Source organism: Bradyrhizobium nitroreducens (assembly GCF_002776695.1).
Lineage (GTDB): Bacteria > Pseudomonadota > Alphaproteobacteria > Rhizobiales > Xanthobacteraceae > Bradyrhizobium > Bradyrhizobium nitroreducens.
The window spans coordinates 1,268,636-1,292,672 of record NZ_LFJC01000003.1; the positions used below are offsets into that span (position 1 = coordinate 1,268,636).

Sequence of the window (24,037 nt, forward strand, 5' to 3'; positions counted from 1 at the left end):
TACGTTTAATTTCACACGTTACGGCCTGCTGCACGGCAAGGTCATCAGCGTGTCGCGCGATGCGATCATCAAGGACAAGCCGCCGGGCGGGACGGGCGCTGCCAAGCAGGGCGGCGCACTCTCGGAATCAAGCGAGCCCGCCGGCCAGGAGCTGCTCTACGCCGCGCGCGTGTCGCTCGAAGGCACCAAGATGCAGGTCGACGACAAGATGGTGAACCTCGCGCCCGGCATGGCGGTGACGGTGGAGATCAAGACGGGGCAGCGAAGGATCATCGAGTACGTGATGTCGCCGTTGTTGCGGTATAGGCAAGAAAGCTTGAGGGAAAGATGATGCTTCGCTTGCACCAAGAATGTGGTCCGCCTTTGACGGTTGCTGTTGTTGCGGGGACCTCAAGCTGGCTTTGGAGGTCTAGACCAAGGCGCTCCTGCGTGGTTGCTGTTTCGCGCCTTTAGTGACCTGTTCAAGCCGGAGATGGATCCCCTCGCCAGTTGCGGATCGAAGACGCCAGCAGCACCGACCGCATCACGTACCACGGCAACATTCTTACCGGTGGCGTGCAGTAGGGCACCGAAGGCAAGTACGCCTACGGAAGCCACGGCGAACGTTACGGGCGTAACGCCCAGGGTGCGCATATTCGTCCTGTGGAGGCAAATGGCCCGGACATCCTGAGCAACGGGATCGCGCTGTCGGGTACCGCCCATTGGATGTTTGATCGTGGTTTGATCAGCCTGTCCGATGATCTGGACATATTGATCTCGCGCCAGACAAACGACTTGGAAGGAGTTCGATCGGTCATCAACAAAACCGGTCGTGCGCTTGAGCCAAGAAGACCGTCGGATCGACCTCATCCGCATTTTCTGAAGGGGCACCGCGAGCATTGCTTCAAGCAATGAGCACGTAAGGCTATCGGGACAGGCGCCGCTTCACCCGCACCGGTCCGGCGCGGGCGAAGCACGCGGCGCCGTCAGAACCGCGCGTCGATGTCGACGACGTCGATCAGCTTGTGATTGACGAACTCCTTGAGGCCGAGCCCCAACAGTTCGCGCCCGTAGCCGGAGCGGCGGATGCCGCCGAAGGGCAGGTCGGCCTCGACCTTGGTCGGATGGTTGACGAACACCATGCCGGTCGAGATCTTCCTGGCGACGTCTGCGCCGCGCTTGGTGTCTGCGGTGAACACCGAGCCGCCAAGGCCGAACGGGGAATCGTTGGCGATGCGCACGGCGTCGTTCTCGTCCCTGGCGCGGAACAGCATCGAGACGGGACCGAAGAATTCCCAATAGCGCGCCGGATTGTCCTCACCGACATCGGTCAGGATCGTCGGCTGCACGAAGGCGCCTTGGTTGGGGACGGGCGGGCCGACCTGCTCGGCCTTGGCGCCGTGGGCGACGGCCTGGCGGATCTTCTCCTTGATCTCGTCCGCCGCCGCCTGCGAGGAGAGCGGTGCGAGCGTCGTCTCGGGCGCGAAAGGATCGCCGGCCCTGAGTCCGGCCACGCCTTCGCGGTAGCGCGCCAGAAACTCGTCATAGACGGCATCGACGATGATCATGCGCTTGGAGGAGACGCAGACCTGGCCGCCGTTCCAGTGACGGCCGAACACCGCCCATTTGATCGTCTTGGCCATGTCGGCGTCCGCCAGCACGACGAACGCATCCGCGCCGCCGAGCTCCATGGTCGATTTCTTCAGCGCCTTGCCGGCCTGCGCGGCGACGACAGCGCCGGCGTCCTCGGAGCCTGTTAGCGCCACGCCGTGCACGCGCGGGTCGTTGATGATGGTCTCGACCTGCGAGCGCGTCGCGTAGAGATTGATGAAGGCGCCCTCGGGCAGCCCCGCCTCGCGCATCAGCCGTTCGAACGCCGCCGCACTCTGCGGCACGTTGGAGGCGTGCTTGAGCAGCATGGTGTTGCCCGCCGAAAGCTGCGGCGCGACGATGCGGGCGATCTGGTAGTAGGGGAAGTTCCAGGGTTCGATGGCGAGCAGCACACCGAGCGGCTCGCAGACGATGACGGCCTCGCCCTCGGCGGGATCGGCGACGGTGAGTTTCTCCGGCCGGAGCAGGCGCTCGGCATTGGCGACGTAATATTCGAAGATCTTCGCCGACAATTCGACTTCGGCCTTCGCTTCGGTGAACAGCTTGCCCATTTCGAGCGTCAGCAGCCTAGCGTAGGCGTCGGCGTCCTTGCGCAGCAGGTCGGCCGCCTTCTGCAGGATCGCGCCGCGTGCCGCGTAGGGCGTCTCGCGCCAGGCGAGGAAGGCCGCATGCGCCGCGTCGATCGCGCGGGCGACCTCGGCATCGCTTGCGGTAGGGAACGTCTTGAGGACTTCACCCGTATAGGGGTAGGTGGTCGCGTAGGCCATGTGTCGTTCTCGCTCCAGGCATCATGCAGTGCTTGGTGCCGGCTGCCTTGATGCGCTTCCGACGGGACTGCCGATGAAAGGATGGATCACAGCCCAGTTCGTCACTTTGAGGCAGGTCAATCGAGAAGCCTCGGCGCCGTTCACGAGACTGCGAGCGGGCGGTCGTCGGACCTGTCGTCATCAGGAGGTACCGCACGGCCCCCCGGCACAAACGCGGGATGTGGGTTTCGCTGTCTCATGATACGCGAGTAAAATCGTCCTCTCCGGAGCCTGCCTTCATGTCCGTCGCGACCACCACCAATCATTCCCCCGCAACCGCCGCCGAGACCGATCCCGAAGCCCTCGGCTGGATGCGCGGCTTCCCGCCGGCGCCCGACCGCCTCATCACCTTCCAGGACGGCTCCTTCCGTAATTTCCCCGAGCTCCGCTGGGCGTGGAGCAACATCCGCCAGCTCGTTCCCACCGCGAACGTCTGGCGCGGGGCAGGGCCGGCCTCGCCGCTGCCGCGGGCGGATCACGACATCGGTGCAGTCGCCTCGACCACGATGGACGGGCGGCCGATGACCTTCGCAAAGATGCTGGAGGAGACGTATGCCGACGGCATCGCGGTGCTGCATCGGGGCAGGCTGATCTATGAGCGCTATTTCGGCGCCTTGAAGCCGCACAAGCCGCATATCGGCATGTCCGTGACGAAGTCCTTCACCGGCGTGCTCGCCGGCATTCTGGTCGCCGAGGGCAGGATCGATCCGCAGGCGCCCGTCACCGAGTATGTACCGGAGCTGAGGACAAGCGCGTTTGGCGACGCGCGCGTGCACGAGGTCATGGATATGACCACGGGGCTCGCCTACACCGAGGTTTACACCGACAAGAATTCGGACGTGTGGGGCCTGCGGCGCGCCAACGGCATGGCGCCGATCCCGCCGGACTATGAAGGTGCGACCAACATCTTCGATTTCCTGATCGCGCAGAAGAAGCAGGGCGAGCACGGCAAGGCCTTTGCCTACAAGACCGTCAACACCGACGTGCTCGCGTGGATATGCCGGCGCGTCAGCGGCCTGACGCTGGCGGAACTGCTCTCCGAGCGGATCTGGCAGCCGATGGGGGCGGAAGAGGACGCGCACTACCACGTCGACCGCATCGGCACCGAGAGCGGCGGCGGCGGTCTCTCCACGACTTTGCGCGATCTCGCTCGCTTCGGCGAGACCATGCGCAATCACGGCCGATTCAACGGCCGGCAGATCGTGCCGTCGCAGGTGGTCGAGGACATCGCGCGCGGCGGCGATCCCGAAAAATTCAAGCCGGCCGGCTACACCACGCTGCCGGGCGCGTCCTATCGCAATCAATGGTGGATCACGCACAACGCGCACGGCGCCTACATGGCGCGCGGCGTCTACGGCCAGGGCATCTATGTCGATCCCAAGGCCGAAATGGTGATCGCGCGCTACGCCTCGCACCCCGTCGCCGGCAACGCCGCCAACGATCCCGCGACGCTGCCGGCCTACATGGCGCTGGCGAAGGCGCTGATGGCGAGCGGGTAGGGCGCGCGTCGCACGCTTGCACCACACAATGGCTGTCATGCCCCGGCTTGACCGGGGCATCCGGTATTCCAGATGCGATCGTGAAAGAGCCCAGAGGCCGCGGCGCACTGGCTCGCCCGGTCAAGCCGGGCGACGACGGCGGAGATCGAGGGGCAGGGTGAATTTGCGAACTTTCATGAACGGCTTCCGTCTGCCAGCACTGGTGGGGGACGGATAGACGCTTGAGCGGGTGTTTGGTTCAGGGCGCCTGCGAGGCGGTTTGACGCAGCGGAGTGGCCGAATATAAGAATTGACTTATATTAGTGAAGGTCGATATTCATCGTCGAACAAAACGATCGGGAGGAATCCAATGCAGATCGACGTCGCCCGGGTGTTGGGGCTTGTCACGCGTTCGGTGACGAACTTCGAGAAGGACGGCAAGCCCGCGAGTGTCGTGACGCTGACGCGGCTCTACGACACCAGCGTCGACGATCTCTGGGACGCTGTGACCAGCCGGGAGCGCATTCCGCGCTGGTTTGCCGCGGTCGAGGGTGACCTCCAGCTCGGCGGCAGGTACCAGGTCAAGGGCAATGCGGGCGGCACCATCACGGCGTGTACGCCGCCGACCCATTTCGCTGCGACATGGGAATTCGGCGGCGCGGTGAGCTGGATCGACGTCAGGCTGGCAGCCGAACGCAGCCAGGCGCGTTTGACGCTCGAGCATACGGCGATCATCGAGGATCATTGGAATCAGTTCGGCCCGGGTGCGGTGGGGATCGGCTGGGACCTCGCGCTTGCAGGGCTCGATCGATATGTTGCGAGCGGCGCATCGGTCGATCACGAGACGGCGGAAGCCTGGATGCGCTCGCCGGAAGGCAAGGAATTCATGACGACCAGCGGCGAATATTGGCGCGCGGCGCATGTCGCAAGCGGGGTCGATCCGGAGGCGGCGAAAGCGCGCTCCGATCGCACCATCGCATTCTATCGCGGCGAGATGCCGCCCGACATCGCTCATCCCGGCACAGGAAGCTGATGCACGTTTTCGAGGTCCTCGCCGATCCCGTGCGCCGCCGCATCCTCGAACTGCTGGCGCGCGGCGAGATGGCCTCCGGTGAGGTCGTCGAATTGATCGGAGCCGAGTTCGGGATTACCCAGGCGGCCGTCTCGCAGCATCTCAAGGTGCTGCGAGAGAGCGGCTTTGCAAACGTTCGGGCCGAGGCACAACGGCGGCTCTATTCGGTCGACATTGCCGGGCTCCGCGCGGTGGATGCGTGGATCGGTCAGTTCCGGAATTTCTGGGAGCCGAAGCTCGACGCGCTGGCAACCGAGATCGCCCGCGGCAAACGCGAGCGCCGCAACGCGCCGATCACCAAAAGGGGCGGCAAGCGGGCATGAGGATGGAGAACGCGTAGGGTGAATTAGCGGGCGGCTGCGCGAAGCGTAGTCGCCGGCGTAATCCAACATCTCTCGTTTTGTCGCGCCCAGATTGGTGGATTACGCTTCGCTAATCCACCCTACGAACTCCGCCCCAGCTTCTCGAACTTCTTCACCAGCCGTTCCCGCTTCAGCCGCGACAGCCGCTGGATCCAGAACATCCCGTCGAGCTGGTCGATCTCGTGCTGGTGGCAGACGGCGCGCAAGCCATCCGATTCCTCGGTCTGAATATTGCCGTCGACATCGTGGTAGCTGATCCGCACTTGGGCGTGGCGCTGCACCTCGTCGTTGACCCCGGGCATCGAGACGCTGCCTTCTCGGTGCATGATCATTTCGGGCGAGGCCCATTCGATGACCGGATTGACGTAGGTGAGGGCGCCGTCCCTGGCGTCGAGCTCGAGCACCACGACGCGCAAGGGCACGCCGATATGCGGCGCGGTGATGCCGATGCCGGGCGCGGCGCGCATGGTCTCCAGCAGGTCGGCTGCGAGCTCGCGCAAGCCGTCGTCGAACGCGGTCACAGGCCGTGCCGGCATCGCGAGCCGGCGGTCGGGGTAGCGGACGATGGGGTGGATGGTCATGATGAGATCGGTCCGTGCTACACCCACACCGGCGGCGACCCGATTGAGTCCCGCAGGGCGGCGGTCAGGATCGTCAGTTTGGCAGATGGCTGAGCCAGGGCCCGCAACAAATAGATGCCGGTTTTCGTCTCATTCCACGGTTCGTCGTCGATCGGGATTCGTCTCAACGTGCCGGCGCGTATATCTGCGCCGACCACCCAGTCAGCGAGGAATGCGACACCAATGCCGGCGAGTGCCGCGAGACGCATCGCTTCGAAATCATCGCATCGAAACACGGCTTGCTGCCCGGGCGCTGCGCCCGTGGGGTGACCAAGCACGTCCGTCCAGCCAAGCAGGTCGGCACCGTGCAATTTGTCGATCAGCCGATGGCCGGCGAGGTGTTTCCCTTCGGTCGGCGTACCATGACGATCGAGATAGGACGGAGTGGCGACCAATATCCTGGTCTGCGACGCCAGCTTGGTCGCGATGAGGGTGCTGTCGGCAAGTTCGCCGATCCGGATCACTGCGTCCAGCCGCTCCAGCACGGGGTCGGCGAGCCTTTCGGTGAGATCGAGCTCGATCATGAGGCCGGGATGATCCCGCATGACCGTTTCGAGGGTAGGAATCACGTAACGCTTGCCAAAGGTCGGAAAGCAGGCAAGGCGAAGAACGCCTGCGACCGCACCATCGAAAGCGGCGATCTCGGCGTGCGTGTCCGCCAGATCATCAAGCAATCTCTGCGCGCGTTCGAACAGTCGTTCTCCGGCATCGGTCACTGCGAGCGCGCGGGTCGAGCGCACCAGCAGGGGCACGCCGATACTATGCTCCAGCGCATCGATCTGCCTGACGATGGCCGACGGCGTCACACCGCGATGACGCGCGGCGCTGGAGAAACTGCCGCCACGAACCACGTCGACATAGATTGCCAGATGCTCCGCAAAACGCGGATCTCTCATCTTTGCGCCTTTCGCAAAAGGGTTTCGAGCTCAACGTTCATTATCATCAAACCTCAAAAGCCCTATCTCCTCCCTCGAAGGCGGGCCTACCGGCCTAAGCCATTGATCAAAGGAGATTATCATGAAGGTACTCGATCGCATCCTGTCGCAATCGACTTATACCGCGGTCATCGACGTGCCGCTCGACCGAGTGGACATCGCCGAATGGCTGTTCACGCTCTCCGAAGCCGAATATCTGCGCTGCTGCCCGCCTGATCACGTTGCGGCCGGCGTCAGCTCCACCGACGACGGACGCCGCACGATGATCAACGTCGAGCAGATCGGCACCGGGCTGGTTATCCAGCACTATGTCGCGGAAGAGGCCGGCAAGACCTACTGCCGCATGAATTCCATCTCGGACGTGTTCACGGCGAATGGCAGGACCCAGGTCAACGTGATCTGGGAGCTGAAGGCCGAAACCATCGATGGAGGACGCACCCGCTATTCGAACAGCGTCACGGCACACCCGACCGATGTCTTCATGGCATTCCTGGACAAGCACGGCCTGTCCTTTGAAGACGCTGCCAAAGCGCGCCAGGCAGCCGGAAACGACCACAATCGCCGCGAGACGCCGTTGTTCGCCGCCAGCATCGCGCGACGCGCCATGGCGCGGGCGCAGGAGCAGGCGAAATGAGAGGTGTCGTCTATGACAGCTTCGGTCCGGCGGAGGTTCTTCGCCTGGCCGAAGTGCCGAGGCCGGAGGTCCGCCCCCAGGACCTGCTGGTGCGTGTGAGGGCGGCGGGGGTCAACCGTGCGGATATTCTGCAACGAAACGGTGCTTACGGCAGCCAGAGCTTTGGCGAGAGCAATCTGCTCGGCCTCGAACTGGCCGGTGAAGTCGTTGGCGTCGGCAGCGAAGTCGACGACGTCTCTATCGGGGAACGTATGATGGCGATCGTGGGCGGAGGAGCATATGCGGAGTTCGCCCTGGTCGACCGTCGCATGGCGGTGAGGCTTCCAGGCAATGTCTCGTTCGTCGAGGGCGCGGCGATCATGGAATCGTTCGTCACGGCGGTCGAAGCGGTCTCGCATCTCGCGCGCGTCGGGCATGGTCAAACCGTGCTCATTCACGGCGCCGCGGGCGGAGTGGGCTCCGCTTGCGTGCAGGTCGCCCGTGCGCTGGGCGCCGTCGTCTACGCAACCGCGAACGCTTCGCGGTTGGCGGATGTCGGCAAGATCGGCGCCGCTACCGTGATCGACTACCGGGCTGATGATTTCGAGAGCGCCGTCGCGAGGCTGACGGATCATCGTGGCGTTGACGCCATCATCGATTTCGTCGGCGGCGACTACCTGTCGCGCAACGTTCGCAGCCTTCGGCCCGGCGGAATACTGGTTCAAGTCGGCATTTTGAGCGGACAACAAGTCGCCTCGATTCCGCTCAACCTTCTGCTGCACAACCACTTGCGATTGGTCGGCACCGTCATGAAATCGCGCGGCCTGGATGACAAGCGGGCGATGGTTCGTCGCTTCTCCGAAGATTTCCTGCCGCTGTTTATGTCGCGCGGGCTGGAACCGCTGGTTGACCGGGTATTTCCGCTGGAACATGCAGTCGATGCCCATCGCAGCGTGGAGCGCGGTGGAGGGTTCGGAAAGGTTGTCCTGGCGGTGGATTGATGGCGACTTGACGTTCCCTGCGTGGAGACCAGCAGGCGCGCCGCGCAAGCGCATTCCGATATGCGCGCGGCCGCTCTGGCCGCTCACGGATGGTTGAAGCACCCGAGCTTGATCATCTACCAACTGGAAGGTAGGTTATCGGCATGTCCAATGTTTCCTCGACATCCGACGACATCCTGGCCTGCGCCCGCTCGCTGATCATCGCCGGCGGCTACAACGGCTTCAGCTATGCCGACATCGCCGACGTGGTCGGCATTCGCAAGCCGAGCATCCACCATCATTTCGCCAGCAAGGTCGATCTGGTCCGCACCCTGGTGTCGCGCTATCGCGCGGAGGCGCAGGCGGGATTGGCAGCACTCGAGCGCAACGTCGCGGACCCGCGCGACCAGCTCGAAAACTATGTGGCCTATTGGGAAGCATGCGTCACTGAAGCGACCGCTCCGTTCTGCGTTTGCGCGCTGCTGGCCAGCGAGCTTCCGATCCTCCCCGAGGAAGTGGCGCTGGAAGTCCGCGCGCATTTCCGGGCCCTGGCGTCGTGGCTGACATCGGTGCTGGAGCGGGGCAAGCGGAAGGGACGGCTGCATCTTTCGTCCACTGCGAAGGTCGAGGCTGAAGGATTCATGGCGACCGTCCACGGCGCGATGCTGTCGGCGCGTGCCTATGGCGATCCCAAGATGTTCGGGACGATCACCCGGCCGCTGCTGGACCGGCTGTCCACCAGGCACTGACGGACGCGGCGCGAACCCGGCTGTGCAGCCGGGTCGAAATAACTCTCCGAATAAATCTACCAACTAGTAGGAAGGCATAAACATGATTGATCGCGAAATGACCTCGGACATCGCCGACCGCGCGCAATGGCTGAAGCAGTATTACTTTTTGCGGGCGGCGTTTTCGCTCGCCTGGGTCATCGCGGCCTTGGCCATCGCGCCATCCTCGGCGGTCGTCGCCGCAACGCTGCTCGTCGCATATCCGGCGTGGGATGCCGCCGCCAATTATCTCGACGCGCTCTGCAGCGGCGGATTGAATCAGAATCGAACTCAGGCCCTGAACGTGCTGGTCAGCCTGCTGACCGCGCTCGCAGTCGCGCTGGCCCTGCGGGTGAGCATGAACTGGGTGCTCGGGATCTTCGGCGCCTGGGCGATGCTGTCGGGCTTGCTGCAGCTCGGCACGGCGTTGCGGCGCTGGAAGCATTACGGTGCGCAATGGGCCATGGTGCTCAGCGGCGGCCAATCGGCTCTCGCTGGCGGCTTCTTCATCTTTCAGGCCACGATGCCGTCAATCCCGTCGATTGCGAACGTCGCCGGCTATGCTGCGGTCGGCGCGCTCTACTTCCTGGTCTCGGCGGTCTGGCTCATGGTCGGCGCGTGGCGCCGCAGCCCAGCCATGTGAGACTTTCCTGCGGGCATTCACGCGTCCGGATAGGGCGTGCCGTCCTTGTGCAGGAACCGGCCGTCGGACGCCGGGCTCATCATGTCGATGTCGGAGCAGGTGATGAGGTCGTCCTGCGAGCGCGAGCCGACCTCGAGATAGACTGCCGTCACTTCGGAGCGGTTGATCATGTGATGGCCGTTGCCGGTGCCTTTCTGGAAGGCGGCGCAATCGCCCGCGCGCAGCACGGTTTCGCCGCCGTCCTCGATCAGCGTCACTTCACCTTCGAGGATGTAGACGAACTCGTCCTCGTGCGAGTGCCAGTGCCGCTGGCTCGACCAGCCGCCCGGGGGCAGGCGCATCAGGTTGATGCCGAAATCCTTGAGACCGCCGGCATCGCCGAGCCGCTGGCGGCTGCGTTCGGCGCAAGGTGCGTTGAAGGGAGCCGGATAGCCGGAGCCTTTGCGTGTTGGCACGGCAGCGATGTCGATCTTTGGCATGGATAGTTCCTGCAAGTCCCCAGGGTAATGGTGGAGCACGCCGCAGAGGTCGGCAAGTCCTTCATACGGCGGGGGAACGGCGGCTGTGGGGAACCTTGACGTTGCTGCTACAACGATCCGGGGCGAGCCGCTATGCTGGAAGCTCAAAGGACTGGAATTGCCGCAAGTGCTTTCTGACGTTCTCAAGCGCAAGTCGATCTATACCTACTTCAGCCGATCGGCGATGGAGAAGGCGGTCTCCTATCAGGCGCAGGGCCGCGTCTCGAAGCTGAAGGTGAGCGACGACCTGAAGCATGTCACCGCGGAGGTGCGGGGCAGCGGGTCCAACCGATACCAGGTCGATATCGCTCTGACGTTCAGCGGTGACGACCTAACCAGCCTCGATGGCGATTGCGATTGTCCGATGGACTTCAATTGCAAGCACGTCGCCGCAACGCTTCTGCAGGCCTTGAGCGGGAAGGAGGTCGCGGCGCCGAGCACGCCAGCCGCGCGCGAAATGCCCACGGCACCTCCTGTTCTCTCGTTGGAGCTCACCAACTGGATCGACAGCGTCGGCCGGGCAGCGCGGGGCGGCGCTGGGGATGAGGGCCAATCCTTGCTGTACTGTCTTGAGCCGTCAGAACACACGATGCCGCAGCTGGAATTGTCCTTGCGATCCGTTCGCGTGCTCAAGGCCGGCGGCTTCGCCGGCAATTATACCAGCCCCAGCCTGTACGAGTTCAAGCCCGAGCGGGCGCCGAAATATTTCCGCGATGTCGACATCGAGATCGTGACGCAGGCGGCAGCCGGCAGCCGCAGCTATTACGAGCAGGGACCCTATCCGGAGGAGTTGCTGAAGCGGATTGTCGCGACCGGCCGGGCGTTCTGGCTAGATCACAAGGGCGCGCCGCTGAAGTGGGGGGACGCACGCGAGGGCAGGATCGAATGGCAGTCGGCGGGAAAGCGCGGTCTCACACCTCGTCTCCTGGTAGCCGGAGCAATTGGGCTCAATGCGGAGCCGCCGGTCTATGTCGATGAAGCCTCCGGGCTGATCGGACCGGCGCAGCTCGGCCTGCCGCCACGATTGGCCTTTCAGCTCCTGTCCGCTCCAGCCATCCCGCGCGCGCAGGTGGAGGAAGTGTCGCGCCGCCTCGCCCAGAAGCTGCCCGAGCCTCATCATGGCGTTTTGCCCGCGCCGCCGACCGTTGCGGTGACGATCGAAGAAGATCCTCGCCCCGTGCTGCGGCTCCGGCTCGGACACCTCGCGAGCTTCCACTACTACCGCGACAAAGGCGAAGCGCGCGGACCGGCGGCGGTCGCCAGCCTCGGCTTCCGCTATGGCGGGTTCGACATCGATCCGAACCAGCGACCGAGCCGGGTGGAGTTGTTTCAGGCCGGACAATTGTTCGCGATCACGCGACGCCAGGGCAAGGAGAGGCAGGCGCGCAAGCGTTTGGTCGACGTCGGTCTCGTCGACGCGCGAACCGCTTTTCCGGCGCTGGACTTCCGCCATGCCATGGATCTCACGCTGCGCGACCAGGACCGCTGGTTCGAATTTCTCGCGCATCATGCCGAGCAGCTGAAGTCGGAAGGCTTCGAGATCCTGATCGACGACGATTTTCCCTTCCGGCTTGCGGACTCCTCGGGCGATTTCGATGCCGTGCTGGAATCCAGCGGCATCGACTGGTTCGAGCTGGCGCTCGGCATCGACATCGACGGCGAACGCCAGGACCTCGCCCCGCACGTCGCCGCGCTGGTCTCGGCGCCCGACTTCACGCCAGACCGGCTGCGACAACTCGCGGAGAAGGGCGAGCGGTTTTATCTGCCGTTGGCAGACGGCCGCAAGCTGGCACTGGCTGCCGATCGCTTCCTTCCCTTGGTGCTGGCGCTGCATAGCCTGCATCTGAGCGGCACTCTTGCCGATGGCTCGAAGAAGATCAGGCTGTCGCAAGCGGATGTCGTTCCGCTGCTGGGACTGGAGAACGAGAGTTTCGTCTTTCGCGGTGCCGACAATCTGCGCCGCCTCGCCAATCTGCTTCAGCTGCGGGGCTTGGCGACGCCGGACGTTCCGCCGACTTTCCGCGCGACGCTGCGGCCCTATCAAGCCCTGGGCGTCGCCTGGCTCGACCTGCTCCGCGAGAGCGGATTGGGCGGCGTGCTGGCTGACGACATGGGCCTTGGCAAGACGATCCAGATCCTCGCTCTGATCGCGCTGGAAAAACAGCGGGGGCGGCTGACAAGCCCGGTGCTGGTCGTTGCACCGACCAGCCTGATGACCAACTGGTCGGCCGAAGCGCAGAAATTCGCGCCGGATTTGAACGTGCTCGTTCTCCACGGGCCCGACCGCAAGGAGAGGTTCGGCTCCATTTCCGAGCATGATCTCGTGCTGACGACCTATCCTTTGATCGCGCGGGATCGGGAAGTGCTTCTGATGCGGAACTGGTATATCGCCGTGCTGGACGAAGCGCAGACGATCAAGAATCCCGACGCCGCCACCACCCGCTGGCTGCGGGACATCAAGGCCGAGCATCGCTTCTGTCTCACCGGCACGCCCATGGAAAATCACCTCGGCGAGCTGTGGTCGATCATGAGTTTCGCAAATCCAGGCTATCTCGGCGACAAGACGGCGTTCTCGCGCCAATGGCGCACGCCGATCGAGAAGCGCGGCGACAAGATTCGTGCAGCAGCCCTGGCGCAGCGCGTCAAACCCTTCCTGTTGCGCCGGACCAAGACTGAAGTCGCGACGGAACTGCCGCCCAAGAGCGAGATCATTGAGACGATCGTGCTCGAGGGCCCGCAGCGCGACCTCTACGATTCGGTCCGACTGTCGATGTCGCGCAAGGTCCGCCAGGCGATCGCCGAGCGTGGCCTCGCCAAGAGCCACATCGTGGTGTTGGAAGCTCTGCTGAGAATGCGGCAGGCCTGTTGCGATCCGGAGCTGCTGAAGCTGCGTGACGGCGTGGAACGTCCATCGGCCAAGCTCGAGCGCCTGATCGAGATGGTATCGGAGCTGTTGAGCGAGGGCCGGAAGATCATAGTCTTCTCCCAGTTCACCTCCATGCTCGATCTGATCCGGCGCCGCTTCGAGGCCGACGGCCTGCGCTACAGTCTCCTCACTGGCGACACCAAGGACCGGAAAGCCGCGATCGAGGCCTTTCAGAACGGAGCGGCGCAGGTATTCCTCATCAGCCTGAAGGCAGGCGGCGTGGGCCTCAATCTCACCGCTGCCGACACCGTGATCATCTTCGATCCCTGGTGGAATCCCGCAGTCGAGGAGCAGGCCATCGATCGCGCCTACCGGATCGGGCAGGACAAGGCCGTTTTCGTTTACAGACTGGTCGCGGCCGGCACGATCGAGGAGAAGATGGACGAGCTCAAGGCTCGGAAGCGCGCGCTGGCTGACGGCCTGTTCGAGCGCGAAGGACAGATCGCTTCGGCGCTCAGCGAGGAGGACGTCAAGGCCTTGTTCGAGGTTTGACCGGGAGCGACGCCGGTGTTTTGCCCGACGGGTCAAATCGCGGCGGGCCACCTTCAGCTCATCGACTGCGTTCGCTAAGTCCTTGATCCCGCAGAGGCCGGCTACTGTGCATGGGGTTGTTTTCGCGATTTTTGTTTGGCGGGTGCTGCAAAAACTTGCGTGATCCCCTGTCGGCCGGCGCAGTTCCCATTCGTCTTCCCTTCAGACAAGATCTGATGCGGAGGCCAAAGATGAACTCTTCCACTTATCGCTGGGTGATCGTCGCCGCCGGCGGCCTGCTCGGCTGCGTCGCGATCGGCGGCATGTTTTCGCTGCCGGTGTTCCTGCAGCCGATCACCAAGGACACCGGCTGGTCGGTGACCGGCATCTCCAGCGCGATGACGATCGGCTTTCTGGCGATGGCCCTCACCAGCATGGCCTGGGGCACGCTGTCTGATAGGTTCGGGCCGCGGCCGGTGGTGCTGACGGGATCGACCGTGCTGGCGCTCAGCCTGTTCGCCGCGAGCCACGCCACCTCGCTGCTTGCGTTCCAGTTCGTGTTCGGCCTTCTGGTCGGCGCGTCCTGCGCTGCGATCTTCGCGCCGATGATGGCGACCGTCACCGGCTGGTTCGACACCCATCGCAGCCTCGCCGTGTCGCTGGTGTCGGCCGGCATGGGCATGGCGCCGATGACGATGGCACCGTTCGCGGCCTGGCTCGTCTCCGGCCACGACTGGCGCACCGCGATGCAGATCGTGGCGCTGGTGGTCGGGGCGATCATGATCCCGGTCTCGTTCCTGGTACGCCGTCCGCCGGCGCTCGCACAAGGCCCGGCCGCCCCGATGGGCGAGGGGGCCGGGCAGGGCGAGATGTCGAGAAGCGAGGCGCTGCGCTCGCCGCAATTCCTCATCCTGCTCGCGACCAATTTCTTCTGCTGCGCCACCCATTCCGGCCCGATCATCCACACCGTCAGCTACGCCGTGAGCTGCGGCATTCCGCTGATCGCGGCGGTGACGATCTACAGCATCGAGGGGTTTGCCGGCCTCGGCGGCCGCATCGCGTTCGGTCTGATGGGCGACCGGTTCGGGGCCAAGCGCGTGCTGGTCTCGGGCCTGCTGCTGCAGGCGTTCGGTGCGCTCGCCTACGTGTTCGCGCATCAGCTCGCGACCTTCTACGCGGTCGGCGCCATCTTCGGCTTCATCTATGCCGGCACCATGCCGCTCTATGCGGTGATCATCCGCGAGAACTTTCCGCTCAAGATGATGGGCACGGTGATCGGCGGCGCGGCGATGGCCGGCAGCCTCGGCATGGCCACGGGCCCGCTTGCCGGCGGTCTGATCTACGACGCCTTCTCCAGCTACGCCTGGCTCTACATCGCCTCCTGGGCGATGGGCCTCGGCGCCTTCCTGGTGGCGATGACGTTCAAGCCGTTCGCAAAGCCGCAAGGACAGGTGGTCCCGGCGGCCGCGTGAGCTTCGGATCGAGGCGCGGCGTCAGAGCTGCGCCTCGATCGCGGCCTTGTCGATCACCGACCAGACCTGCCGGATCCTGTCGTTGCCGAATTCGTAGAACACGTTCTCGCTGAACGACACGCGCCTGCCGTTGACGGCAAGCCCCAGGAACGTCCCGACCGGCGTGCAATCGAACTGCAGGCGCGCCGCGATGCAGGGCGGGTCTGCGATCAGCAGCGCGATGTCAAAGCGCAGGTCCGGGATCTCGCGAAAATCCCGCTCCAGCATCGCGCGATAGCCGGAGAGGCCGAGCGACCGGGCGTTGTGCACGACGTCGTCATGCACGAACCGGCCGAGCGAGGGCCAATCCTGCCGGTTCAGGCAGGCGATATAGGCGCGGTAGAGATCGGCGAGGTCATTTCGTGTCATGTCGAAGCTCATCGAAGCCCTCTTGGGCTTCGATCCTAACGCGCGAGGCTTGCGAATAGGTCCCGCCTAGAGGCGCTTTTCGAAGAACAGGTCCGGATAGGGATCGTCGTTGAAGCGCGGAATCTCGCGCCAGCCCGTCGAGCGGTACAGCTGGCCGGCCTCGGGCAGTGCGCTGTTGGTGTCGAGCCGCAACAGCGCGATGCCGAGCTTGCGTGCGGCGTCCTCGGCTGCGTCCATCAGGCGCCGGCCGAGCCGCAATCCGCGCGCGGCGGGGGCGACCCACAGCCGCTTGATCTCGGCGTAGCCGTGATCCGTTCCCTTCAGGCCGACGCAGCCGAGCGGGAGCGTATCCGACATCGCGACGATGAAGGTGCCGCGCGGGCGGCGCATGTCCTTGGCGTCCGGATCCCTCGACAGAGAAACGTCGAAGCCTTGGCTGAAGCGGCGGCCGAGCTCGGCATAGTACTCGGCGAGGCAATAGCGGGCCTCGTCGGATCGCGGATCCATCTCATCCAGAGCAATTCGCTCGCGCGTCAGGGTGGAAGCAATCAGGTCCATCGCCGCCAGCAGCGCCTCGCGTTGTGAATGTTGTGCAAGGAAGCCGTCGGCCTGCGCGTTCGATAGCGCCTCATAGGCTGCGAACTCGCGCCGGCCCGTTCGCGTCAATCTTGCGACACGCCGGCGCGCATCGTCCGGATGGGCTTCGGTCTCGACCAGTCCTTCGTCCTCGAGGCTGCGCAAGAGGCGGCTCATCAATCCGGAATCGAGGCCGAGATAGTCGCGAATCTCCGCCACGTCCGAGCGCCCGTGCCCGATCGCATTGAGCACCCGCGCCGCGCCGAGCGGGCGGCCGCGCCCCAGGAACGAGGTATCGAGGGCCCCGACGGCGGAGGTGACGGCGCGGTTGAAGCGGCGAACGCGCGAGATCGAGTCCAGCATGATACCTGACTTTAGTCAGGTATCGTCCGGAGGTCAATTCAGCCGGTTCAGCCGAGCCCCAGTTCCCGGCGAGCCTTCCGCGTCAGCCTTGCCACGATCAGCGCATGGGCCTGGACGAGATAGCCGGCGAGCTCGGCATCGGGCAGCGAATTGTTGCCGACGAGCTGCACCCATTTGGCGCGTGCGAGGTACGGTGCCGGCCGCGCCACGCCATGCTCGATCAGCATCGCATAGGCCATGTCCGAGACCTTGAACATGTAGCCGCCGGAGCCTGCGGCAAAGCCGCCACCGAGTGCAAACATCTTGCCGCCGACCTTGAACACGGAGGAGCCTTCCCACTGCACCACCTTGGTGGCGCCCGGCAGGCCCAGGCAGCGTGCTTCGAAATTTCTCGGCGTCATGACGCGAGCGATAGCATGCTGCACGCGACTTGCAACGTCTGGGCGGGAACAGCTGAGGGTTGATGCAGTTGCGCGCCTCTTTGTGAGTTGTGCATATGCCACGGACCGTTACCATGTCGTCGTTCCCCGAGCATGGGAGCAGGCAGCAGGCGGAGGCGACATGAGCGGGCAGGAGCGCAAGGTGAAGGGATCGGACCTGTTTGTCGCCGCGCTGGAGAACGAAGGTGTCGACCGTATCTTCGGCGTCCCCGGCGAGGAGAACCTCGATGTGGTGGAATCGCTCCGCACTTCCAAGATCGAGCTGGTCCTGACTCGCCACGAACAGGCTGCCGCCTTCATGGCCGCCACGCATGGCCGGCTGACCGGCAAGCCCGGAGTTTGCCTGTCGACTCTCGGCCCCGGTGCGCTCAATTTATCGACGGGCGCGGCCTATGCGCATCTCGGTGCGATGCCGATGATCCTGATCACCGGCCAGAAGCCGATCATGAGCAGCCGGCAGGCGCGCTTCCAGATCGTGGACGTGGTCGCGACCATGAAGCCGCTGACAAAACTGTCGCGGCAGATCGTCAGCGCCTCCAGCATTCCGACCGTGGTGCGCGATGCCTTTCGCGTCGCCATGGAGGAGCGTCCGGGCCCGGTGCATCTCGAACTGCCCGAGGACATCGCCGGCGACGAGGTGCCTGGCGTCCCCATGATTCCGGTCCATCCGATCGAGATCCCGGTCGCCCATCGCGCCGCGCTCGACCGCGCCGCCGAGATGATTCTGGCCGCAAAGCGTCCGCTGGTGATGATGGGTGCGGCGACCAGCCGGCCGCGCTCGACCCACGGTATCGCAAGCTTCGTGCGGCGCACCGGCATTCCGTTCTTCACGACGCAAATGGGCAAGGGCACCGTGCCCGGCGGCACCAATCTCTATATGGGGACCGCCGCGCTGTCGGAGCGTGACTATGTCCATGACGCCATCGATGCCGCCGACCTGATCGTCGCGATCGGCCACGATCCGATCGAGAAGCCGCCCTTCATCATGGGGCCGTCGGGACCGAAGGTCATTCACGTCAGCTACACCTCGGCCAGTGTCGAGCAGGTCTATTTCCCGGACGCCGAAGTCGTCGGTGACGTCGGCCCGAGCCTGGAGCTGCTCGCCGACCGGCTCGAAGGCAAGCTGCCGCAGGCTGCGGCGCTGCTGCCGCTGCGCGAGGAGATCCTCGCCCACATCGCCGACCGCGCCACCGAGGCGCGCTGGCCGCCGACGCCGCAACGCATCGTGCACGACATCCGCCAGGTGATCCCGGAGAACGGCATCGTCGCGCTCGACAACGGCATGTACAAGATCTGGTTTGCGCGCAACTACCGCACCCGCGTCGCCAACACGCTGCTGCTCGACAATGCGCTGGCGACCATGGGCGCGGGCCTGCCGTCGGCGATGATGGCCGCGATGCTCTATCCCGACCGTCGCGTGCTCGCGGTCGCCGGCGACGGCGGCTTCATGATGAACAGCCAGGAGATGGAGACGGCGGTCCGCCTCAAGCTCAACCTCGTCGTGCTGGTGCTGGAGGACAATGCCTACGGCATGATCCGCTGGAAGCAGGCGGTCGATCATTTCGCCGATTTCGGCATGACGTTCGGCAATCCGGATTTTGTCCAGTACGCGAAGGCCTATGGTGCCAAGGGCCACCGGATCGAGAGCGTCGACAGCTTTGGCCCGACGCTGGACGCTGCGTTCAAGCAGGGCGGCGTGCATCTGGTCGTGATCCCGATCGATTATTCGGAGAACGTGCGGGTGCTCGTCGACGAGCTGCGGGCGCATGAGAAGACGAAAGCGTGATGACAGCGGTCTCGTACCCCGGACGCAGCGCAGTGCCTCTTCTGCGGTGCGCTGCAGAGCCGGGACCCATGCATCAGCAAACTCCATGGCTTCCTGGGTCCCGGCTCTGCGCCGCAACGCCATCAGCGCGTTTACGCGCGTCTTCGACGCGCTATGGCGTTGCAGTGCGTCCGGGACACGAGAAAAACTACAACTTGTGTCGCGCGGCCTGATCGCAGACATTCTTGATCACCACACCAACCACGGGAATAGAAAATGCCTCGCATTCGTTGTGTCACCGAGATGGGCATGGGCGTCGACGTCCACGGCCGGGACGCCACCAAGGCGGCAAAGCGGGCGGTGTCGGACGCGATCCGGCATTCCAGCCTCGGCTTCTTCCGGATGATCGGCAAGACCGCGAACGACATGTTCGTCGACGTCACGATCGGCGTGCCCAACCCGGAGGCCGTGGACAAGGAAGCCGTTGCCAAGGAGCTTCCCTACGGCACCGTGACCGTCACCACGGTCAAGGGCGGGCTGGAGATTCCATCGGCGACGGAAGTCGCCAACGATCCCATCCTGATCGCCAACGCCGCTGTCATCGTCAGCTTCGACAAGGATTAGGCCGGTGTCAGATAGTGATGAGGCGTTGCTGGATCGCCCGATCTGGAGCGCGCTGACGACGAGCCACAAGCATCTGGCCGAAGGCGGACCGCTGGCGTTGCGTTACCCCATCGACATGACGCCGTTTGCCGACATGGTCGACATGTCCCCGGCGAGCTTTGCCGCGCTCCGCGATCTCCTGTCGGGCACGCAGGTCGCCGCACTGTTCACGCCGGAGCCGGTCGAGATGCCCGCCGGCTTCAAGGTCGTGCTGGCCGAGACCGGCGAACAGATGATCGGCTCGCCCGCCGACAGTCCGCTGCGCGATGCCGAGATCGTCACGCTGGGGCCGGCCGACGTGCCTGCCATGACGGCGCTGGTCGAGCTGACCAAGCCCGGGCCGTTCGCATCGCGCACCCACGAGCTCGGCACCTTCCTCGGCATCCGCGCCGGCGGCGAGCTGGTCGCGATGACGGGTGAGCGGATGAAGCCGGGAAAGTTCGTCGAGATGACGGCGGTCTGCGTGCATCCCGACTATCGCGGGCGAGGCTACGCTCAGGCGCTGCTTGCGGCGGTGGCCCGACGGATCGAAGCGCGCGGCGAAATTCCGTTCCTGCACGTGTTTTCGAACAACAATTCGGCGATCGCGCTGTACCAGCGGCAGGGCATGCGGATCCGGCGTCGGCTGTACGTGACGGCGTTCATGAGGGAAGGATAGGCCACCCTCCAGGGCGCCCTTCATTTCCTGCGAATATCCGCTATATCCGTCCCAACCAAAATTTGGGGGAAACACATGGACGCCAGGACGATCGATTTTTCCGCCGTGCGGACGGCAATGCAGCGCTACGTCGATCAGGAGATCATTCCGGGCGCATCCTGGGCCGTGCTGCGCGGACGCGAGGTGGTCGATCAGCAATGCGTCGGCTTGGCTGATCGCGAAGCAAGCACGGCGCTGCGGCCCGACCATGTCTTCCGCGCTTTCTCCAACACCAAGATCTTCGTCACCTGCGCAATCATGCTGCTGGTCGAGGAGGGACGCATCGGGCTCGATGACCTCGTCGAGACGGTTCTGCCGCAGCTGGCCAATCGCAAGGTGCTCAAGCAGGGCGCGTCGAGCCTTGCCGATGTCGAGCCGGCCAAAAGCCCGATCACGATCCGTCAGCTCCTGACCCACACGTCGGGCCTCAGCTACGGCATCTTCGATCCCGGCACGGTGCTGTTCAAAGGCTACAACGACGCGCGCGTGCTCAATCCGCTGACGTCGCTCACTGATATGATCGACAAGCTGGCCGATCTGCCGCTGTCCTATCATCCCGGCACGGGCTGGGAATATTCCGTTGCTACCGACGTGCTCGGCCGCGTCGTGGAAGTCGTCTCGGGCAAGTCCCTCGATGCCTTCCTCAAGGCGCGCATCTTCGATGTCCTCGGCATGACCGACACCGGCTTCGACGTTCCCGAGGCGCAGCAGGGCAGGCTGGTTGCGCTCTACACTGGCGCCGACGTGCTCGATCCCATGAAGCCGGGCCTCACGCGCGCCGACAATCTGCCGTTTCCGCAGGCCTATCGCCGGCCGTTCCCGCGGCTCTCGGGCGGCGGGGGCCTGGTTTCGACCCTGCCGGACATGCTCGCGCTGGTGCGCGCGCTGCTGCCTGGGTCGGATGCGCTACTGAAGCCGGAAACGCTGCGGCAGATGATGACGAACCAGCTGCCCGCGGGGCAGACCATCCGCTTTGCCAATCTCGGCCCGATCCCCGGCAAGGGCTTTGGCCTCGGCGGCGCCGTCACCTTCGCGCCGACGCCGTTCGATCCGCCGAATTCCACCGGCGAATTTCAGTGGGGCGGCCTCGCCGGCACCCATTGGTGGATCTGCCCGGAGGCCAATACCGCGGGCGTCCTGATGGCCCAGCGTTATATGGGCTTCTGGAATCCATTCTTCTTCGAGTTCAAGCGCCTGGCCTATCAGGCCGTCGGAGGCTGAGCGCGCGAAAAAAATTGCGCGCGCCCGCGAATCCTTTTCGGCCGGAGCGTCCTCTTGATAGTCGAGGCACTTGGCCTCGGCTCATGTCGGAGGATGCGATGGCATTTTACAGGAAGAATATCGGCGGCCTGCACCAGACCATGCGAATTGCTCTGGGCGTCGCAGTGGCGATTGCGGCCGTGGTTTATCTGGCCGGCGCGACGGCATGGCTGGTGGCGCTGGGCGGCGCCGGCTTCGCGCTGACCGGCGTCGTCGGCTATTGTCCGATGTGCGCGGTGGCGGGGATCGAGCGAGGGGGCGTGTCGTGAGCGCGGCTGCGATCTCACCAAAGCTGTTCGAGGCCGCGCGGCTCGGCGATCCCCACGCGATCGCCTCGCTGCTCGAGACGGCACAGCCGGACATTCGACGCTATGCACGCGCGACCTGCCGCAGCTCGGCGGATGCCGAGGATGCGACGCAGGAGGCGCTTTGGATCCTGTTCCGTCACGTCGGCACCATCCGTTCGCTGCTGGCATTTTCTGCCTGGCTGTTCAGCGTGGTTCGCCGCGAATGCCTGCGGCTGGCGCGCCGGGCAGGTCTTGCTCCTGCTGTCGATGAGAGTGAGGTGGAAGCAGCGTTGCTGCTGCGGCCTGAAGCCGACCTGCGTCTCGACGTAGCCGCGGCGTTCGAGGCGCTGCCGCCGCATTATCGCGATGTGGCGCTGATGCGTGACGTCAAGGAGATGACCATCGATGAAATAGCCATGGCGCTCGGTGCGACCAGGCAAACCGTCAAGGCTCGTCTGCATCGTGCCCGCGCACTGATGCGCGAATATCTGACGAGGTGAGATATGGCCGATTATCAAAGCTCCGACGATCTGAAATCGATTCCGGCGTTCGTTGCGCTCGCACCGGTCGAGGCCAACGCATTCCTGGCCTTCAACCATGCGGTCGAGCGCAAGGACGGATTGATCCCGCCGAAATATCGCGAGCTGATCTCGCTCGCGGTCGCGCTGACCACGCAATGCGCGTATTGCCTCGACGTGCATACGGGGCAGGCGGCCAAGGCCGGTGCGACGCGCGAGGAAGTGGCGGAAGCCGCATTGATCGCGGCGGCGGTCCGTGCCGGCGGCACGCTCGGTCACGCGTTGCTGGCGCAGCGCTTGTTCGAGCGGCATCTCGGCGACGGAAAATCATAGCAGTTGCGGGCGGGAGGTGAATGCCTCCCGCCCACTGTGTCAGTCCTTCCACGGATCGAACTCGCCTTCGCCGGCCATGGCGACGGCGAACGGCCGCAGCGTGTGCAGCACCTTCACGGTGCCGGCATGCTGCGCCAGCACATCAGGCAGGCGGCGATAGGCCATCGGACTCTCGTCGAGGTCGGCACCGATCAGGGTGACGCCACGCTCGTTGAGCCACCGGTCCATTTCCGCGCGCGAGAAGCGGCGCTTGGCTTCCCTCCGTCCGAACATGCGGCCCGCGCCGTGAACGGTCGAATAGAGCGAAGCCTTGGCTTCCGGACTGTCGACGCCTTCGAGAATGACGGCGTCGTCGCCCATCGAGCCGCCGACGAATCCCTTCTGGCCGGGAAACGCCGGGGTCGCGCCCTTGCGCACCACCCACAGGTCTCGCCCGTCGTGGGTCTCACGCCAGGCGTAGTTGTGGTGGTTGTGCACGCTCTCAGTGACGCTGCCGCCGATGATCTGGCGGGCGCGTTCGACGACCCACTCGCGACCCGCATAGGCGTAACGCCCGGCGAGCTGCATCGCTGCGATGTAGCGGCGGCCGAGCTCGCTGTCCTCGTCGACCACGGCGGGCGGGACGTTCATGCCGTCCTTGCCGCCGGCGGCCTTGAGGTAGCGCGTCGCGGAGGTGTGCCCGAGACCGCGGCTTCCGAAATGGACGCCGATCCAGACATAGCCCTCCTCGTCGCGCATGAGGTCGACATAGTGGTTGCCCGATCCGACCGTGCCGAGCTGGCTCACCGCCTTCTGGCGGTAGGACTCCATGTCGCTCTCGCGCCAGGCATCGCCGTCGTCGAACAGCGCATGCTCGGCCCGTTCGGCGTTGGCGCGGCCGACGCCGAACGAGATCGTCCTGGCGACGTCGCGGATGATCGTGGGCACGCGGACTGCGATGTCGTCGAAGCGCGTGTCGAGCCGGGCCGCCATGTTGCCGCAGCCGATGTCGAAGCCGACGCCGGAGATGCTGATCTGCCTCTCATAGGCGATGACCCCGCCGACCGGCTGGGCGTAACCGAGATGGCCGTCGGCGCAGATCACGCCGGACACGACGTTGCCGACCGCCATGCAATTGCGCATCTGCGCGATCGTCGCATCCTCGTGCGGGCCGAACACCTTCAGCGGCGCATTCTCAAAGCGGGCATCCTGCATCCGGAACTCGGCGATCGAGCTCGCGGTCGCATTGGCCTCGCGGGCAAGATGCTCCTTGCGCGCGGCGTCCTTGTACAGGCACCAAGCGGGCTGGCCGCGTCCTTCGCCGACGCGCGAGTCGGGATCGACGCCGGCGGCGAGGCAGAGCTCGCGGGCGCGTTCCATGTAGGGATCGGGTCGTCGCATGGTCGTACGTCCTTGTCATTCCGTGCGCACCATAGCCGGGGCGGGCGCATCATTTCAGAGAATTTGAAGGCCCCGGGCGCGTGTCGCGTCCGGG

General features: G+C 64.8%; 24 protein-coding genes and 2 pseudogenes. 18 read left to right on the forward strand and 8 right to left on the reverse strand.

The genetic code is table 11. The features are described 5' to 3' along the window. Positions 1-331 (forward strand): annotated as a pseudogene (locus tag TSA1_RS06370) (HlyD family type I secretion periplasmic adaptor subunit); the annotation flags it as partial. 296 nt (positions 332-627) lie between these two features. Further along, positions 628-894: pseudogene (locus TSA1_RS06375) on the forward strand (HNH endonuclease); the annotation flags it as partial. A gap of 71 nt (positions 895-965) precedes the next feature. Here TSA1_RS06375 and TSA1_RS06380 read toward each other — a convergent pair. Further along, on the reverse strand, positions 966-2,357 hold the full coding sequence (locus tag TSA1_RS06380) for an NAD-dependent succinate-semialdehyde dehydrogenase (RefSeq protein ID WP_100175606.1): 1,392 nt from the start codon (positions 2,355-2,357) through the stop codon (positions 966-968). 278 nt (positions 2,358-2,635) lie between these two features. On the opposite strand from TSA1_RS06380, the gene TSA1_RS06385 reads away from it, so the two are divergent. From TSA1_RS06385 to TSA1_RS06395, 3 genes are all read left to right on the forward strand, one after another. Further along, a complete protein-coding gene (locus TSA1_RS06385; RefSeq protein WP_100175607.1) occupies positions 2,636-3,895 on the forward strand; it encodes a serine hydrolase domain-containing protein in 1,260 nt (419 codons plus the stop codon). Positions 3,896-4,244: 349 nt separating this feature from the next. After that, the gene (locus TSA1_RS06390) at positions 4,245-4,907 is read left to right on the forward strand and encodes an SRPBCC family protein (RefSeq protein ID WP_100175608.1); all 663 of its coding nucleotides are present in this window, start codon (positions 4,245-4,247) and stop codon (positions 4,905-4,907) included. Next, positions 4,907-5,269 (forward strand): ArsR/SmtB family transcription factor, encoded by a 363-nt coding sequence (locus TSA1_RS06395; protein WP_100175609.1) that lies wholly within the window; start codon positions 4,907-4,909, stop codon positions 5,267-5,269. Before TSA1_RS06390 ends, TSA1_RS06395 begins: the two co-directional genes overlap by 1 nt. A 119-nt stretch (positions 5,270-5,388) precedes the next feature. Here TSA1_RS06395 and TSA1_RS06400 read toward each other — a convergent pair whose 3' ends face one another. Both TSA1_RS06400 and TSA1_RS06405 read right to left on the reverse strand, forming a co-directional pair. Then, positions 5,389-5,889, reverse strand: a complete 501-nt coding sequence (locus tag TSA1_RS06400; protein ID WP_100175610.1) for a peptide deformylase — start codon at positions 5,887-5,889, stop codon at positions 5,389-5,391. A 17-nt stretch (positions 5,890-5,906) separates the two neighbouring features. Then, the gene (locus tag TSA1_RS06405; protein WP_100175611.1) at positions 5,907-6,824 is read right to left on the reverse strand and encodes a LysR family transcriptional regulator; all 918 of its coding nucleotides are present in this window, start codon (positions 6,822-6,824) and stop codon (positions 5,907-5,909) included. A gap of 121 nt (positions 6,825-6,945) precedes the next feature. Between TSA1_RS06405 and TSA1_RS06410 the strand changes: the two genes are divergently transcribed. The 4 genes from TSA1_RS06410 (at position 6,946) to TSA1_RS06425 (ending at position 9,866) form a co-directional block, all read left to right on the forward strand. After that, positions 6,946-7,497, forward strand: a complete 552-nt coding sequence (locus TSA1_RS06410; protein ID WP_100175612.1) for a hypothetical protein — start codon at positions 6,946-6,948, stop codon at positions 7,495-7,497. After that, positions 7,494-8,477, forward strand: a complete 984-nt coding sequence (locus TSA1_RS06415; protein WP_100175613.1) for an NAD(P)H-quinone oxidoreductase — start codon at positions 7,494-7,496, stop codon at positions 8,475-8,477. Before TSA1_RS06410 ends, TSA1_RS06415 begins: the two co-directional genes overlap by 4 nt. 143 nt (positions 8,478-8,620) lie before the next feature. After that, positions 8,621-9,205, forward strand: a complete 585-nt coding sequence (locus TSA1_RS06420) for a TetR/AcrR family transcriptional regulator (protein ID WP_100175614.1) — start codon at positions 8,621-8,623, stop codon at positions 9,203-9,205. Between the two features lie 82 nt (positions 9,206-9,287). Beyond that, complete coding sequence (locus tag TSA1_RS06425) at positions 9,288-9,866, forward strand: DUF308 domain-containing protein (protein ID WP_245448138.1); 579 nt, start codon at positions 9,288-9,290, stop codon at positions 9,864-9,866. Between the two features lie 17 nt (positions 9,867-9,883). On the opposite strand, the gene TSA1_RS06430 is transcribed toward TSA1_RS06425, so the two are convergent. Next, positions 9,884-10,345: a cupin domain-containing protein gene (locus TSA1_RS06430; RefSeq protein WP_100175616.1), complete on the reverse strand. Its 462-nt coding sequence runs from the start codon at positions 10,343-10,345 to the stop codon at positions 9,884-9,886. 166 nt (positions 10,346-10,511) lie between these two features. Here TSA1_RS06430 and TSA1_RS06435 point away from each other — a divergent pair, with 166 nt between their 5' ends. Next, positions 10,512-13,802 (forward strand): DEAD/DEAH box helicase, encoded by a 3,291-nt coding sequence (locus TSA1_RS06435; RefSeq protein ID WP_100175617.1) that lies wholly within the window; start codon positions 10,512-10,514, stop codon positions 13,800-13,802. A gap of 230 nt (positions 13,803-14,032) precedes the next feature. After that, on the forward strand, positions 14,033-15,253 hold the full coding sequence (locus TSA1_RS06440; protein ID WP_100175618.1) for an MFS transporter: 1,221 nt from the start codon (positions 14,033-14,035) through the stop codon (positions 15,251-15,253). Between the two features lie 21 nt (positions 15,254-15,274). Here TSA1_RS06440 and TSA1_RS06445 read toward each other — a convergent pair whose 3' ends face one another. From TSA1_RS06445 to TSA1_RS06455, 3 genes are all read right to left on the reverse strand, one after another. Beyond that, a complete protein-coding gene (locus tag TSA1_RS06445; RefSeq protein ID WP_100181002.1) occupies positions 15,275-15,661 on the reverse strand; it encodes an ester cyclase in 387 nt (128 codons plus the stop codon). Positions 15,662-15,727: 66 nt separating this feature from the next. Continuing rightward, positions 15,728-16,600, reverse strand: a complete 873-nt coding sequence (locus TSA1_RS06450) for a bifunctional helix-turn-helix transcriptional regulator/GNAT family N-acetyltransferase (RefSeq protein WP_100175619.1) — start codon at positions 16,598-16,600, stop codon at positions 15,728-15,730. A 47-nt stretch (positions 16,601-16,647) separates the two neighbouring features. Then, positions 16,648-17,001, reverse strand: coding sequence for an MmcQ/YjbR family DNA-binding protein (locus tag TSA1_RS06455; protein ID WP_100175620.1), 354 nt, complete (start codon positions 16,999-17,001; stop codon positions 16,648-16,650). A 160-nt stretch (positions 17,002-17,161) separates the two neighbouring features. Here TSA1_RS06455 and TSA1_RS06460 point away from each other — a divergent pair, with 160 nt between their 5' ends. From TSA1_RS06460 to TSA1_RS06490, 7 genes are all read left to right on the forward strand, one after another. Next, on the forward strand, positions 17,162-18,826 hold the full coding sequence (locus TSA1_RS06460; RefSeq protein ID WP_100175621.1) for an acetolactate synthase large subunit: 1,665 nt from the start codon (positions 17,162-17,164) through the stop codon (positions 18,824-18,826). Between the two features lie 255 nt (positions 18,827-19,081). Then, on the forward strand, positions 19,082-19,429 hold the full coding sequence (locus TSA1_RS06465) for a Lin0512 family protein (protein ID WP_100175622.1): 348 nt from the start codon (positions 19,082-19,084) through the stop codon (positions 19,427-19,429). Between the two features lie 4 nt (positions 19,430-19,433). After that, positions 19,434-20,126 carry a GNAT family N-acetyltransferase gene (locus TSA1_RS06470; protein WP_174718783.1) on the forward strand — a complete coding sequence of 231 codons (693 nt, stop codon included), beginning with the start codon at positions 19,434-19,436 and terminating at the stop codon, positions 20,124-20,126. 75 nt (positions 20,127-20,201) lie between these two features. Continuing rightward, complete coding sequence (locus tag TSA1_RS06475) at positions 20,202-21,386, forward strand: serine hydrolase domain-containing protein (protein WP_100175624.1); 1,185 nt, start codon at positions 20,202-20,204, stop codon at positions 21,384-21,386. A gap of 98 nt (positions 21,387-21,484) precedes the next feature. Next, positions 21,485-21,694, forward strand: coding sequence for a YgaP family membrane protein (locus TSA1_RS06480; protein ID WP_174718784.1), 210 nt, complete (start codon positions 21,485-21,487; stop codon positions 21,692-21,694). Continuing rightward, positions 21,691-22,212, forward strand: coding sequence for an RNA polymerase sigma factor (locus tag TSA1_RS06485; protein ID WP_100175626.1), 522 nt, complete (start codon positions 21,691-21,693; stop codon positions 22,210-22,212). The genes TSA1_RS06480 and TSA1_RS06485 overlap by 4 nt, the downstream gene beginning before the upstream one ends. A 3-nt stretch (positions 22,213-22,215) precedes the next feature. Further along, on the forward strand, positions 22,216-22,563 hold the full coding sequence (locus TSA1_RS06490) for a carboxymuconolactone decarboxylase family protein (RefSeq protein ID WP_100175627.1): 348 nt from the start codon (positions 22,216-22,218) through the stop codon (positions 22,561-22,563). A 39-nt stretch (positions 22,564-22,602) separates the two neighbouring features. On the opposite strand, the gene TSA1_RS06495 is transcribed toward TSA1_RS06490, so the two are convergent. Next, positions 22,603-23,943, reverse strand: coding sequence for an RtcB family protein (locus TSA1_RS06495; RefSeq protein ID WP_100175628.1), 1,341 nt, complete (start codon positions 23,941-23,943; stop codon positions 22,603-22,605). Positions 23,944-24,037: the final 94 nt, after the last annotated feature.

Bases quoted from the DNA above. Each gene is read 5' to 3' on its own strand.
- TSA1_RS06480 (WP_174718784.1), top strand. From the start codon at position 21,485: ATGGCATTTTACAGGAAGAATATCGGCGGCCTGCACCAGACCATGCGA.
- TSA1_RS06465 (WP_100175622.1), top strand. From the start codon at position 19,082: ATGCCTCGCATTCGTTGTGTCACCGAGATGGGCATGGGCGTCGACGTC.
- TSA1_RS06475 (WP_100175624.1), top strand. From the start codon at position 20,202: ATGGACGCCAGGACGATCGATTTTTCCGCCGTGCGGACGGCAATGCAG.
- TSA1_RS06405 (WP_100175611.1), bottom strand. From the start codon at position 6,824: ATGAGAGATCCGCGTTTTGCGGAGCATCTGGCAATCTATGTCGACGTG.
- TSA1_RS06400 (WP_100175610.1), bottom strand. From the start codon at position 5,889: ATGACCATCCACCCCATCGTCCGCTACCCCGACCGCCGGCTCGCGATG.
- TSA1_RS06380 (WP_100175606.1), bottom strand. From the start codon at position 2,357: ATGGCCTACGCGACCACCTACCCCTATACGGGTGAAGTCCTCAAGACG.
- TSA1_RS06440 (WP_100175618.1), top strand. From the start codon at position 14,033: ATGAACTCTTCCACTTATCGCTGGGTGATCGTCGCCGCCGGCGGCCTG.
- TSA1_RS06490 (WP_100175627.1), top strand. From the start codon at position 22,216: ATGGCCGATTATCAAAGCTCCGACGATCTGAAATCGATTCCGGCGTTC.
- TSA1_RS06460 (WP_100175621.1), top strand. From the start codon at position 17,162: ATGAGCGGGCAGGAGCGCAAGGTGAAGGGATCGGACCTGTTTGTCGCC.
- TSA1_RS06395 (WP_100175609.1), top strand. From the start codon at position 4,907: ATGCACGTTTTCGAGGTCCTCGCCGATCCCGTGCGCCGCCGCATCCTC.
- TSA1_RS06430 (WP_100175616.1), bottom strand. From the start codon at position 10,345: ATGCCAAAGATCGACATCGCTGCCGTGCCAACACGCAAAGGCTCCGGC.
- TSA1_RS06410 (WP_100175612.1), top strand. From the start codon at position 6,946: ATGAAGGTACTCGATCGCATCCTGTCGCAATCGACTTATACCGCGGTC.
- TSA1_RS06420 (WP_100175614.1), top strand. From the start codon at position 8,621: ATGTCCAATGTTTCCTCGACATCCGACGACATCCTGGCCTGCGCCCGC.
- TSA1_RS06455 (WP_100175620.1), bottom strand. From the start codon at position 17,001: ATGACGCCGAGAAATTTCGAAGCACGCTGCCTGGGCCTGCCGGGCGCC.
- TSA1_RS06450 (WP_100175619.1), bottom strand. From the start codon at position 16,600: ATGCTGGACTCGATCTCGCGCGTTCGCCGCTTCAACCGCGCCGTCACC.
- TSA1_RS06390 (WP_100175608.1), top strand. From the start codon at position 4,245: ATGCAGATCGACGTCGCCCGGGTGTTGGGGCTTGTCACGCGTTCGGTG.
- TSA1_RS06445 (WP_100181002.1), bottom strand. From the start codon at position 15,661: ATGACACGAAATGACCTCGCCGATCTCTACCGCGCCTATATCGCCTGC.
- TSA1_RS06415 (WP_100175613.1), top strand. From the start codon at position 7,494: ATGAGAGGTGTCGTCTATGACAGCTTCGGTCCGGCGGAGGTTCTTCGC.
- TSA1_RS06495 (WP_100175628.1), bottom strand. From the start codon at position 23,943: ATGCGACGACCCGATCCCTACATGGAACGCGCCCGCGAGCTCTGCCTC.
- TSA1_RS06425 (WP_245448138.1), top strand. From the start codon at position 9,288: ATGATTGATCGCGAAATGACCTCGGACATCGCCGACCGCGCGCAATGG.
- TSA1_RS06385 (WP_100175607.1), top strand. From the start codon at position 2,636: ATGTCCGTCGCGACCACCACCAATCATTCCCCCGCAACCGCCGCCGAG.